The 11864-nt window shown below is 72.6% G+C and carries 15 protein-coding genes; 8 read left to right on the top strand and 7 right to left on the bottom strand.

All coding sequences use genetic code 11. From position 1 onward, the window contains the following. Positions 1 to 44 precede the first annotated feature (44 nt). Entirely contained in the window at positions 45 to 899 is an 855-nt protein-coding gene (locus AOK22_RS10265) for a LysR family transcriptional regulator (RefSeq protein ID WP_055698275.1), read from the top strand. Positions 900 to 927: 28 nt separating this feature from the next. On the opposite strand, the gene AOK22_RS10270 is transcribed toward AOK22_RS10265, so the two are convergent. From AOK22_RS10270 to AOK22_RS10280, 3 genes are all read right to left on the bottom strand, one after another. Further along, positions 928 to 1524 carry a vitamin K epoxide reductase family protein gene (locus AOK22_RS10270; RefSeq protein WP_055698276.1) on the bottom strand — a complete coding sequence of 199 codons (597 nt, stop codon included), beginning with the start codon at positions 1522 to 1524 and terminating at the stop codon, positions 928 to 930. Positions 1525 to 1639: 115 nt separating this feature from the next. Beyond that, positions 1640 to 2929 carry an amidohydrolase gene (locus AOK22_RS10275; RefSeq protein WP_055698277.1) on the bottom strand — a complete coding sequence of 430 codons (1290 nt, stop codon included), beginning with the start codon at positions 2927 to 2929 and terminating at the stop codon, positions 1640 to 1642. A 204-nt stretch (positions 2930 to 3133) separates the two neighbouring features. Then, positions 3134 to 4306 (bottom strand): epoxide hydrolase family protein, encoded by a 1173-nt coding sequence (locus AOK22_RS10280; RefSeq protein WP_055698278.1) that lies wholly within the window; start codon positions 4304 to 4306, stop codon positions 3134 to 3136. 82 nt (positions 4307 to 4388) lie between these two features. Here AOK22_RS10280 and AOK22_RS10285 point away from each other — a divergent pair, with 82 nt between their 5' ends. The 4 genes from AOK22_RS10285 (at position 4389) to AOK22_RS10300 (ending at position 7567) form a co-directional block, all read left to right on the top strand. After that, the gene (locus AOK22_RS10285; protein ID WP_055698279.1) at positions 4389 to 4964 is read left to right on the top strand and encodes a CGNR zinc finger domain-containing protein; all 576 of its coding nucleotides are present in this window, start codon (positions 4389 to 4391) and stop codon (positions 4962 to 4964) included. Positions 4965 to 5086: 122 nt separating this feature from the next. Further along, on the top strand, positions 5087 to 5461 hold the full coding sequence (locus tag AOK22_RS10290; RefSeq protein ID WP_055698286.1) for a helix-turn-helix transcriptional regulator: 375 nt from the start codon (positions 5087 to 5089) through the stop codon (positions 5459 to 5461). 10 nt (positions 5462 to 5471) lie between these two features. Next, positions 5472 to 5891: a VOC family protein gene (locus tag AOK22_RS10295; protein WP_055698287.1), complete on the top strand. Its 420-nt coding sequence runs from the start codon at positions 5472 to 5474 to the stop codon at positions 5889 to 5891. A gap of 101 nt (positions 5892 to 5992) precedes the next feature. Next, on the top strand, positions 5993 to 7567 hold the full coding sequence (locus tag AOK22_RS10300) for a carboxylesterase/lipase family protein (RefSeq protein WP_055698280.1): 1575 nt from the start codon (positions 5993 to 5995) through the stop codon (positions 7565 to 7567). A gap of 2 nt (positions 7568 to 7569) precedes the next feature. On the opposite strand, the gene AOK22_RS10305 is transcribed toward AOK22_RS10300, so the two are convergent. Beyond that, positions 7570 to 8139: a helix-turn-helix domain-containing protein gene (locus tag AOK22_RS10305; protein ID WP_244164727.1), complete on the bottom strand. Its 570-nt coding sequence runs from the start codon at positions 8137 to 8139 to the stop codon at positions 7570 to 7572. A 122-nt stretch (positions 8140 to 8261) separates the two neighbouring features. Here AOK22_RS10305 and AOK22_RS10310 point away from each other — a divergent pair, with 122 nt between their 5' ends. Next, positions 8262 to 9479: a serine hydrolase domain-containing protein gene (locus AOK22_RS10310; RefSeq protein ID WP_079036471.1), complete on the top strand. Its 1218-nt coding sequence runs from the start codon at positions 8262 to 8264 to the stop codon at positions 9477 to 9479. A gap of 22 nt (positions 9480 to 9501) precedes the next feature. On the opposite strand, the gene AOK22_RS10315 is transcribed toward AOK22_RS10310, so the two are convergent. Next, complete coding sequence (locus tag AOK22_RS10315) at positions 9502 to 9906, bottom strand: nuclear transport factor 2 family protein (protein ID WP_055698281.1); 405 nt, start codon at positions 9904 to 9906, stop codon at positions 9502 to 9504. Between the two features lie 47 nt (positions 9907 to 9953). Further along, positions 9954 to 10658: an N-acyl homoserine lactonase family protein gene (locus AOK22_RS10320; RefSeq protein ID WP_055698282.1), complete on the bottom strand. Its 705-nt coding sequence runs from the start codon at positions 10656 to 10658 to the stop codon at positions 9954 to 9956. Between the two features lie 24 nt (positions 10659 to 10682). Here AOK22_RS10320 and AOK22_RS10325 point away from each other — a divergent pair, with 24 nt between their 5' ends. Together AOK22_RS10325 and AOK22_RS10330 are read left to right on the top strand one after the other, a co-directional pair. Next, the gene (locus tag AOK22_RS10325) at positions 10683 to 10865 is read left to right on the top strand and encodes a hypothetical protein (RefSeq protein WP_055698283.1); all 183 of its coding nucleotides are present in this window, start codon (positions 10683 to 10685) and stop codon (positions 10863 to 10865) included. Positions 10866 to 11100: 235 nt separating this feature from the next. Next, on the top strand, positions 11101 to 11448 hold the full coding sequence (locus AOK22_RS10330) for a DoxX family protein (RefSeq protein WP_055698284.1): 348 nt from the start codon (positions 11101 to 11103) through the stop codon (positions 11446 to 11448). 62 nt (positions 11449 to 11510) lie between these two features. On the opposite strand, the gene AOK22_RS10335 is transcribed toward AOK22_RS10330, so the two are convergent. Then, the coding region (locus AOK22_RS10335) for a DJ-1/PfpI family protein (protein WP_208606386.1) at positions 11511 to 11864 on the bottom strand (354 nt) is incomplete at its 5' end.

Genomic DNA, 11864 nt, shown 5'->3' on the forward strand with positions numbered 1-11864 from the left:
GCGCGTGTGAAATGCCGATTTCCCTGCGGTTATGCTTCTGAAGCATGACGATCGAGCTGCGGCATCTCCGGGCGTTCCTCACCATCGCCGAGGAGGGCAACGTCACCCGCGCCGCCGCCCGCCTCCATGTCGCCCAGCCCGCGCTCTCCCGCACCCTGCGCCAGATCGAGGACCACCTGGGCGTGCGCCTGGCCGACCGCTCCACTCATCACTTCGCGCTCACCGCCGAGGGCCGCGCGTTCCGCGACAAGGCCGCCGCCGCGCTCGCCGCCGTCGAGTCCGCCCTGGATCCGGGCGGGTTGAGCGGGCGTCCGCTGCGCCTGGGGCACACCTGGGCGGCACTCGGCGTCCACACCGTCCCGCTGCTGCGCCGCTGGGACGAGACGCACCCCGGAACCCCGCTGGAGCTGCTCCGCGTCGACGACCGCACGGCGGGCCTCACCCAGGGCAAGGTCGACGCGGCCCTGCTGCGCGGTGCCGTCGGGACGCCCGGACTGCGCACGGAGCTGCTCGTGTCGGAGGAGCGGGTCGTGGTCATGCCGACGGACAGCCCGCTGACCGGGCTCGCGCGCATCACGCTGGCCGACCTCGCCGGCCACACGATCGCCGTCAACACCGTCTCCGGTACGACGACGACGGCCCTGTGGCCGCCGACGGCCCGCCCGGTGGGAACCATCGAGGTGACGAACACCGACGAGTGGCTCATGGCGATCGCCGCGGGCCGCGCCGTGGGGATCTCCACGGCGGCCACCCCGAGCAATCACGCGCACCCCTCCTTGATCTACCGCCCGCTCGCGGACGCGCCCACGGTCCCCGTCGTCCTGGCCTGGCGCCCCGCCTTCGCCCACCCGGCCCTTCCCGACCTCCTGGCGCTGGCGCGCCAGGTGCTCGCGGACTGAGCCTCGGCCGCCGCAATCCGGAGGGCGGTCACCACAGCCGGTCGCCGAAGCGCGTCACGATCAGCATCGCCAGTACCCCGTACATCAGCATCGGGCCCACCCACGCGTACCGGCACAGCTCCTCCGTCAGGCGGCGCGGGGCGGGCAGCAGGCCGCGGCGGAGGGTGTGCAGCGTGACGTACCAGAACAGGGGCAGGACCACCGCCCACACGAGCAGGCACCACGGGCACAGCGCCCCGATCACGTACAGGCACTGGACGATCAGCCAGACCACGAAGGCGAACGCCGCCGTCACCGCCGCCTGCACCGTCCACCACAGCCACACCGGCACCGTGGCGCCCGTGGCGAGGACGAGGCCGAGCATCGCCAGCGCGGCGAAGCCCACGACGCCCAGCAGCATGCCGGGGAAGCCGAACACGTCGCTCTGCCAGGCGTCCATGACGTCGCCGCAGCTGAGCACCGCGCTGATGTTGCAGCCCGGCGCGAAGGCCGGGTCGGCGAGGGACGCGATGCGGTCGTGGGTGAGCACGGTCGAGGCGAGCGTGCCGAGCAGTCCCGCGCCCAGCATCAGCAGGCTGAGGGCGCGGCCGACGGGGACGCGGGCGGTGACGGAGGATGCGGGCATGGTCCTCAAGGGTGTGCGTGCCCGGCGCGGGCGGGCCAGGGACGTTGGTCCCGGGAGCGCCCGGACACCGTCCCCGCCGCGCGGGGCCTACGTCCCACGGCCCGTCCGGCGGGCGTCACTCGCGCGTGGTCAGGGCTCCGGTGAGGTGGTCGTAGGCCACGTGGGCGTGGAGCCGGACACCGGTGACGAGGGTGTCGTCGTCGAGGTAGAAGCCGGGGTTGTGATTGACGACGATGCCGCGGCCTCCCTCGACCGGGACGGGCACGCCGTCGTCGTTGAGTTCGGCGTCCTGGACGCCGAGCATGACGTACAGGCCGCCGTACGCGTTCACGAACTCCGACACGTCGTCGTAGCCGAGCGTGGCGCCCGTCTCCACGACCTTGTCGTCGCCGACGACGCGGCGGAACGTCGGCAGGGCCGCCTCCACCCACGGCGCGCTGTTGTGCACGGCGGGCACGTCCTGGAGGAACTCCACGGTGGCGGTGCAGTGGTAGGCCTGGGCGGTGTGGTCGGCCAGGGTCGTCAGGCGCTTCTGTACGTCGCTCATGTCGGCCTCGTCGATGCAGCGGACGGTGCCCCACAGGGTGACGGACTCGCCGATGATGTTGAAGCGGCCGACGTCCTCGATGTGCCCGATGGTGACGGTGACCGGGTCGAAGGCGTCGAGCTGCCGGTAGAGCTGGCCGATGCCGGTGATGATGGCGCCTGTCGGGGGCATGGGGTCGACGCCCTGCCACGGGGTCGAGCCGTGCACCTGCTTCCCCTTGACCACGATGCGCACCATGCAGGAGGCGCCGTACTGGTTGCCGACGCGGTAGCCGAGGTAGCCCTTCGGGTAGGGCGTGACGTGCATGCCGAACGCCATCGTGGGGACCGGGTCGGCGCAGGCGCCCTGCGCGAGCATCTCGCGCGCGCCGCCCTTCTCGTCGACCGGCGGCCCCTCCTCCGCGGGCTGGAAGAGGAACAGGACGGTGCCGGGCAGCTCCTCGCGTACGCCCGCGAGGACGGTCGCCGCGCCCATCAGCATCGCCGTGTGTCCGTCGTGCCCGCAGGCGTGCGACACGGGGAACGGGCCGCCCGGGTAGTCCTCGTCCACGGCCTCCGAGGCGAAGTCGGCGCCGCACAGGTCGGGCACCGGCAGCGCGTCGCAGTCGGCGCGCAGGGCGATCACCCGGTCCCCCGGCAGACCGCCGCGCAGCACACCGACCACTCCGTGCCCCGCGACACCCGTCCGCACCTCGTCGAGCCCGAGCGACCGCAGATGCTCGGCCACCAGCCGTTCGGTCCCGCTCTCCCTGTTGGGCAGCTCCGGATACCGGTGCAGATGCCTCCGCCACTGGATCACCTGCCCCGCCACGTCGTCCGCGCGCCGGTCCAGGTCCGGGTGGAGGGGTTCGTCGTGCACGGTGTTCTCCCTTTCGTGGCGTCGTGGCGCGCGACCGGCGGCGGGTCGGGCTCCCGCGAGGAGACCGGATCGCGACCTCTGGCAAGGAGACACCGAAGCGGCGCGGGACGCCACCAGGGGTGCGGTCGCAGGCCTACGGCCGCCGCGCGGGAACGGCCGCCGATCGAAGCGCGCGATCGTGTTCCGGCACCTCGCCGTCCGATGTCACCGACGCGCGGCCAGCACTGCCCCGAGGCCCTCTTGCAGGTCCTTGACGAAGAACTCGGGAACCTCCAGCGCCGGGAAATGCCCTCCGTTCTCCGGCTCGGTCCACCGGACGATCCGCCGGTACCGCTCCTGTGCCCAGGGGCGCGGGCACTTCTCGACGTCGCGGGGGTACATGGTGAGTGCCGTCGGGACGTCGAGCCGTAGTTCGGGGTCCAGTGAGTTGTGGCTCTCGTAGTAGATGCGGGCCGCCGATGCGCCGGTCCGCGTCAGCCAGTACAGGGTGACGTCGTCGAGAATCCTGTCCATGGACATCGTCTCGAACGGGCTGTCCTCGGTGTCCGACCACTCGGCGAACTTGTCGAGGATCCAGGCGAGGAGCCCGACCGGTGAGTCGACGAGCGAGTAGCCGATGGTCTGCGGTCGGGTCGCCTGCTGCTTCGCGTACGCCGCGCGGTGGTGCCAGAAGTCGCGGGTCTCCTCGGCCCACGCGCGCTCGACCGCCGTCAGCCCGTCCGTCGTCAACCCGGGCGGTCCCTCCGCGAACGTGGTGTGGATACCGAGCACGTGCTCCGGGAACCTGCCGCCGAGGACGGTGGTGATATTGCCTCCCCAGTCCCCGCCGTGGGCCACGAACGTGCCGTAGCCGAGCCTTCCCATCAGCTCCACCCATGCGGCCGCGATCTTTTCCGTTCCCCACCCGGTGGTGGCCGGCTTGTCGCTGTAGCCGAAGCCCGGCAGCGACGGGACCACGACGTGGAACGCGGGCGCGTCCGCGTCCTTCGGATCCGCCAGCTCGTCCACCGCGTCGACGAAGCGGGCAACGCTGTCCGGCCAGCCGTGCGTCAGGACCAGAGGAGTGGCGTCCGCGCGTGCGGATCGGCGGTGCAGGAAGTGGATTCCCAGATCATCGATGGTCGTGCGGAACTGGCCGATCTCGTTGAGGCGCTCTTCGAACAGCCGCCAGTCGTAGCTGGTGCGCCAGTGGTTCACGACGTCGACGAGGTCGGCGAGAGGCACGCCCTGTTCCCATCGACGAGGGCCGGACGCGGCGCGGTGGACCGTCTCGGCCTCCGGCAGCCGCGCCGCGGCCAGGCGTGCGCGCAGATCGGCGAGGTCGGCGTCGGACGCGTGGACTTCACACGCTTGCACGTCGCTGCTCGGACGGGGCATGAGACCTCCTGGCCATCGCGGAACCGGCTAAGACGGTTCTAACAGCCCTCCGCGTCACGCCGCAACCGGCTAAGGTGGTTCCATGCGTAGCGCGTTCCCCGACTTCCGCCTCGGCAAGGTCCTGGCGACCAGCTTCACGGGGACTCTGTCGGAGCGTCACGGCGACGCCGTGGAGCGCATTCCCGTGCCGCAACGCCTCATCGACTGGCTGGCCGTGAGCGGCCTCGCCGTGGACTCCTGCACCACTGCCCAGCTCGACCTCGCCCGGGAACTGCGCGAGTCGATTCACGCCGCAGCGACAGCGGCCGCGCTCCAGGACGCCCTCCCCGCATCCGCTCTCCACGTCATCAATGACCGCAGCGCCCAGGGCCGGGCCGCGGCGTTCCTGACGCCCGGGGGCGAGCGGCAGTGGCGGCTCGGCCCGGCGTCCCGTGTGGAAGACGCCCTCGGCGTGATCGCCGCCGACGCGATCAGCGTCATCGCGGGCGAACGAGACGGAAAACTGGCCCTGTGCGCGTCGCCGACCTGCCGGGCCGCCTTCTTCGACACCAGCCAGAGCCGCACCCGCAGATGGTGTGACATGAACACGTGCGGGAACCGCCAGAAGAAGGCGCGCTTCCACGCCAACCAGCGCAAGCACGCCGGATCAGCGGAGTGAGGGCCGCCTGACCGGCGACGTCCGTCGGCGACGAACGCCCCGCCCGTCGAGTCGCCCCGTGGCATGGTGTGAGGGTGACGAACCTGGAAGACCTCGTCCGGCTGCGCCGGGCCCGTGACCTCATGGATCGCGAGTACGCCGAACCGCTCGACGTTCCCGCCCTGGCGAGTGCCGCCCTGATGTCACCCGGCCATTTCTCCCGCAGCTTCCGCGCCGCCTTCGGCGAGACGCCGTACAGCTACTTGATGACGCGCCGGATCGAGCGGGCCAAGGCCCTGCTGCGGCGGGGCGACATGTCGGTGACGGACGTCTGCTTCGCCGTCGGATGTACGTCCCTGGGGTCGTTCAGTTCGCGCTTCACCGAGCTGGTCGGCGAGACGCCGAGCGCCTACCGGGCCCGCAGCCATGACGAGGGCGCCGCCGTCCCCGCCTGCATCGCCAAGATCCACACGCGACCGGTCAGGAACGGAGAAGCGAAAGCCGGGCCCCGCTCCTAGCGTGGAGGCCATGGACATCAAACTTTCGCAGTGCTTCATCGCCGTCGACGACCACGACAAGGCGGTCCCCTTCTACCGGGACGTCCTCGGTCTGGAGGTCCGCAACGACGTCGGGTTCGAGGGGATGCGCTGGGTGACCGTGGGGTCGCCCGAGCAGCCCGAGGTGAGCATCGTGCTCGAACCGCCGCTCGCCGACCCGAACGCCTCCCCCGAGGACCGCACGGCCATGACCGAACTGCTGGCCAAGGGCATGCTGCGCGCCGTCATCTTCGGCACCGAGGACTGCGACGCCACCTTCGAACGCATCCGTGCCGCGGGCGGCGAGGTGCTGCAGGAGCCGGTCGACCAGCCGTACGGCGTCCGCGACTGCGCCTTCCGCGACCCCGCCGGCAACATGCTGCGCTTCACCCAGGCCCGCAAGAAGGCCTGAATCAGCGGCAATTGACTCGCGCGACACCCCGGACAGGCGGATGATGCGTGGGGTCCGGGGCCGCCGCGGGCAGCCCTCACCACCGGTCCGAGGGGGCCGCCATGCCGCACACCGCCTCCGGTTCACCCGAGTCACCCCAGCCACCGGAGCCCGCCGAACCGTCCGGGCCCCCGCCCGAGGTCCTCATCGCGGCCGGGGTGCTGCGCGGCCGTCGCGAAGCGGGCACGGCGGTCTTCCGCGGCATCCCGTACGCCCTGCCCCCGGTCGGCGCGCTGCGTTTCGCGGCGCCCCGGCCGGCGCACGGCTGGGGCGGCGTGCGGAACGCCGTCTCGTACGGTCCCCCGCCCCCGCAGGCCGGCGTCTTCGGCATGGCCGACCTGGCGCGGGGCACACCGGGCGACGACTGGCTGACGGTCAACGTCTGGACGCCCGCGCACGACCCCGGCGCGGGCCTTCCGGTCATGGTCTGGATCCAGGGCGGGGCCTACGAGATCGGCATGTCCGGCCTGCCCGAGTACGACGGCGGCCGGCTCGCGCGCGAGGGCGGTGTCGTCGTCGTGACGTTCAACTACCGCGTGGGCATGGAGGGGTTCGCGCAGATCGAGGGGGCACCCGCCAACCGGGGACTGCTCGACCAGATCCTCGCCCTGCAATGGGTGCACGACAACGTCGAGGCGTTCGGCGGCGACTCCGACCAGGTCACGGTCTTCGGCCAGTCGGCAGGCGGCGGTTCGATCGCCGCGCTGCTGGCGACGGACCGCGCCTCCGGGCTCTTTCGGCGCGCCGTCGTCCAGAGCGCCCCCTGTACCTTCTTCACGCCGGAACTGGCTGCCGACATCGGCGCCGCCTGCGCCGCCGAGCTGGGGCTGCGGCCGACGGTGGCCGATCTGTCCGGTGTCGCCCCGCACGACCTGACGGCGGCCGGGGACGCGGTCGGCACCCGGTCGGAACGGCGGGCGAGCCGGTGGGGCCTGCCCGCGCACCGGCAGATCCTCTTCTCCCCCGTCGTCGACGGCGAGCTCCTGCCCGTCACCCCGTGGCAGGCCCTCGCCGACGGCGCCGCCCGCGACATCGCCCTCCTCGTCGGCCACGCCCACGACGAGCACCGCCTGTTCACCGCCGTCAACGGCCTGCTGGGCGAGGTCACCGCGGAGCAGGCGAGCGCCGCCCTCGACGTCTACGCCCCCGGCCCGGACGGGGCACGCCGCTATCGCGACGCCCTCCCCAAGGCGAGCGAGGAGGAGCTGTACGAACTGGTCCATGCCGACTGGCTGTTCCGCATGCCGACCCTCCACCTCGCCCTGGCGCAGGCCGCGGCGGGCGGCCGTGCGTACGTCTACGAACTGACCTGGCCCGCGCCGGGCATGGGCGGTGCGCTCGGCGCCTGCCACGGCCTGGACGTGCCGCTCGTCTTCGGCAATCTGGACCGCGGCCAGCCCGCCCTGCTGATCGGTGAGGCGCCTACCGCGGAGGCGGAGGCCGTGTCCGCCCACATGCGGGCCGCCTGGACGGCGTTCGCCGCGCACGGGGCCCCCGGCTGGCCTCCGTACGACACCGACGGGCGCCTCGTGCGGCTCTTCGACGCCCAGCCCGATGTCGTCGCCGACCCGCAGGAGGCCTCCCGGCTGCTCTGGCAGCACCACGTCTTCCCCGCGCTGCCGCTGCTCGACGGCTGACGTCAGCCGGGCACCGCGGACGACGTCCGCGTCTCGTGGACCTCCTCGTTCTGGGTGAAGGCGCCCTGCGTCGCCGCGCCGGTCAGGAGGGCGACGAGGAGTACGGCGGTGGCGGCGCGGGTGCGGCGCGATCGGCTGGTGCGGCGGGGGCGTTGCTGCCCGTGCGTCGACTGTGGACGCACGTGCCGCTGAGGCTGCTGTGACTGCCGCGGTCGCGCAGGCCGCGGCTGTGTCGCTTGAGGCAGCGGCCCGCAGGCGATGGCGTTCCGCGCGGCCACCCACGCCCGCGTCTCCGGCTCCCCCACTCCGCACGCCTCGACGAACGCGACGACCAGTTCCTTGCGGGGCAGCCGGTCCCGGCCCAGCAGCGACGCCGCCGTGGAGTACGGCAGGACGTGCCCGGCCCGCTCGGCGCGGCGTTCCAACTGGCGGTAGCTGAGCCCCGACCACGCCTTGAGCCGTCGCAGTGCCGCCACGAAAGCGGCCGCGTCCGTGTCGGACGGCAGCGGCGGTGCGCAGGACGCGGGCGGTACGGACGGCATCGGCGGCGGCGTCGGCTGTGTGGTGGTCATGGTGGTATCCCCCCGTTGAGCTGGACGTACACGGTCTCGCACAAGCTCGAACACCCTGACAGGTTGAGGAACGGCACCCGCGGCGGTCAACCTCGGCGCACATTCCCGACGTTGGAGGTCACATGAGTAGGTCCCGTCGCGCACCGCGCCATCGCCCCCGCCACCGTTCCCGTCGCCGCACGGGGGCGGGGGCCGCGGCCCTCGCCACGTTTCTGACGCTCTCGCTGCTCGGCGGCTGCGCCGAGGAGCGCACCGCGCGCACCCCACGTACGGACACGGCGGCAGCCGACCGAGCCGGAGCGGAGGCGAAGAGCACGAAGGAGTCGGTGGCCGATTTCGTGCGGCGCACCCTGCCCGAGGGCGTGAGCGGCACCGTGCTGGCGGCGCGCGTCGACCGTCTCGCGTACTGCGGTGGCTTCGGCTCCTCGGACCGGGCCGCCGGCACCCCCGCGAGCTGCCGCACGGTCTATGACGTCATGTCGGTCACGAAGCAGTTCACCGCCGCCGCGGTCCTGAAGCTGGAGGTCATGGGGCGACTGAGGCTCGGCGACCGTATCGGGCGGTTCCTCGGTCCTGTGCCAGGCGACAAGGGCGCCATCACCGTCGAGCAGCTGCTCACGCACACATCGGGCCTGCCGGAGAGCCTCGGCGACGACTACGACCGGGTATCGCGCGCGGAGTTGGTGCGCGGCGCCCTGGCCGCGAAACCGCGCTCGGCCCCGGGCAGGACGTTCCACTACTCCAACACCGGTTACAGCCTGCTCGCCGCGATCATCGAGGAGGCGTCCGGCGAGACGTACGAATCCTTCCTCTCCCGGCACCTGTTCGCCCCGGCCGGGATGAAGCGGACCGGATACGTGCTGCCGCGGTGGCCGCGCCGCCTGATCGCGGTGGAGTACGACGACCGGGGCCGCGCGCAGGGCCGGCCCGTCGACCATCCCTGGGCGGCGGACGGACCGTACTGGAATCTGCGGGGCAACGGCGGCATGCTCTCCACCGCGTACGACATGCTCCGCTGGCACCGCGCCCTGTCCGACGACACGGTCCTGCCCGCGAAGGCCCGCGACCGGCTGTTCGCGCCGCACGTACGCGTGCCCGGGACGGACGGCGAGTCGTACGGATACGGCTGGAGCGTCCGTGACACCGACGACGGACGCCTCGCCTGGCACGACGGCGGCAACGGCTGGTCGCTCGCGCTCCTCGCCCGCCGGCTGCCGGACGGCGTGCTGGTGTTCTGGGTGAGCAACCACGCCTACCAGAAGGGGAAGTGGCACCTGGAGGACCGGGCGCAGGACCTCACGCTGGGCATCGCCGACCGGGTCGGCGCCGCGCGCCGCTGAACCCGGGGAGGCCCCTGCGAACCTATTCGTAGCAGTCGTAGTTGCGCTGGGTGATGATCTTGCCGCCGCGGAACTCCAGGAAGGTCGCGATGTGGGCGTTCAGCACATGCCCGGCCGGCAGCTCGCCCAGCGGCCGCGCCAGGGTGCCCGTCCACGCCACTTCGAGGGCGACCTTCTCCCCCACCGCGACGGCGTTGAGCACTTCGAAGCTCTGGTGCTGCAGCGTGCGGCCCCCCTGCTCCGCCGCCGCGAGGATGGCGGGCAGATCACGGACGACCCCGTCCGGGAAGAAGACGTTGGGGTACTCGTAGTGCTTGGCGTCGACGTGGAAGAAGCGGGCGAGCTCCGCACCGACGGCACCGGCGGCGACGGCCTCGTGGTAGCGCAGGGCCGTCTCGACATGGGGGTGCTGCTGCAGTTCCGCCATGCCCCTCAGCGTAGGGCGGTTCGGCCCCTTCGGTGAGTCCTCTCCGGTCACTCCTCGCCGGGTTCCCACACCGCGTGGTCGTGCGCGAAGAGCACCCTGCGCGGGTCGAACGCGAGGAGGCGGTCCAGCCAGGGGCGGTAGGCAGGCAGGGGCGGTTCGAGGCCCGCCGAGAGGGCCCGGCGCGCCATGTGGCCGGAGGCGAAGCGGGAGGCGAAGTCGTGCGCCTGACCGGCCAGGACGACCGTGCCGTCGCGCTGTTCGACCACCAGTGACTGGTGGCCTTCCGTGTGGCCGGGGGTGGGGACGACCCGGACGCCGGGCCAGAGTTCGGCCTCCCCCGTGACTTCCTCGTACCGGGCGCCGGGGAAGTCGACGAGCTCGTCGACGGTGTGGCCGCCCAGGCGCGCCGCGGCCAACTCCGTTGCCTGCACCACGATGGGCCGGTGGCGGAACAGAGGGTTCCCGCCGCAGTGGTCGAAGTGCAGGTGGCAGTTCACCACGAGGGAGATGTCGTCCCTGGTGATCCCCGCGGAGGCGAGCGCCTCGTCGAGGGGCCTGCGCCGGGGGCGGTAGTGCGCTTCGGTGTCCGGGTCGGCGGTGCCGATGCCGGTGTCGAAGAGGAGGAGCCCTTCGTCGCGCCGGACCAGGTAGGCGAGGGCGGGTTCGACGCGGGGGCGCGGCTCTCCGGCCTCCGCTGCGGGCCGCACGAAGTACCCCAGATCGAGACGGCGCACCGCACCTGTCGGTTTCATCGGCTGCGAAGAATCCATCCGGCCATGCTGGCAGGCACGTTCCGTCCGCCCCACGCTCTCTGCCGACAGCAGACGAGGGGCGGTTCCTGGAAGGCCACGCCGCTCTCCCCGGAGGGCGGGCCGTTCCCGCTGACGGGCTCCTTCCGGGAGGTCGAGGAGGGCAGCACGATGATCCTCGCGGGCCTGGCCGCGCACGTGGAGGCGTGACTGCCGCGCGCCCCTCGCCCACGTCAGCCGTCGCCTGCGGCGCTCGTCGACCACGGCAGCCGTCGCCCGGAGCATCCGTCACCCCCTCACGGCCGGTCTTCTGACGTCCGCGAAAATTGATTGCCGCCCAGCGGTCACACTTTCGCGGCGAAGTCCGTCATGAGGGTGACGGGCCAACAAGGCCCGGCCGGGGCGGCTCCCTCCGCACCGGCGACCGCCTGCCGAGGAGCACTCGATGTCCACCACCCACGCCGTCGTCACCGTCGTCGCCGCCGTCATGACCGGCTTCTCGGCCGCCTCCGTCTTCCTCCGCGCGAAGTGGGTGACCGAGCCCATGGCCGACTACGGCATCCCGGCCTCGTGGCTGCCCTGGCTCGGCGCCGCCAAGGCCGCCGGCGCCGCGGGCCTGCTGGTGGGCCTGCTCGTACCGGCCATCGGCATCGCGGCGGGCATCTGCCTGGTGCTCTACTTCGCCGGTGCCGTCGTCGCCGTCGTCCGCGCGCGCTGGTACACGCACATCCCCTTCCCGCTCGTGTACGCGGCCCCGGTCGTCGGCGCCCTGGCCCTCGGCCTCGCCGCCTGAGCGGGCGGACCCACCGCCCCGGCACCCCGGCCGGCGGGGCACCGCCCCGCCGGCTGCGGCCGTCAGCGGGCCGCCGCGTCGATCAGTTCGAGCGCCAGCGCCTCCGTCGCCGCGTCCGCCTTCTCCGGGCTCCCCGTGTCGTACGGGGGATCCGGGTCGTACTCGACCGCGAGCTGCATCGCCTGGGCCACCTTCACGTCGGACAGCCGGGCCGCCAGATGGAGGCCCATGTCGATGCCCGCGGAGACCCCGGCAGCGGTGATGATCTTCCCGGTCTCGACGAAACGGCCCGGCGTGTAGGTGGCGCCGAACTTCGCGAGATACGACCGCGACGCCCAGTACGTCGTGGCGGGCAGCCCCCGCAGCAGCCCGGCCGCCCCCAGGACCAGCGAGCCCGTGCACACCGACGTCGTCCA

Origin of the sequence: Streptomyces silaceus (genome assembly GCF_001419745.1) — a bacterium.
In the GTDB taxonomy this organism is placed as follows: Bacteria; Actinomycetota; Actinomycetes; order Streptomycetales; family Streptomycetaceae; genus Streptomyces; species Streptomyces silaceus.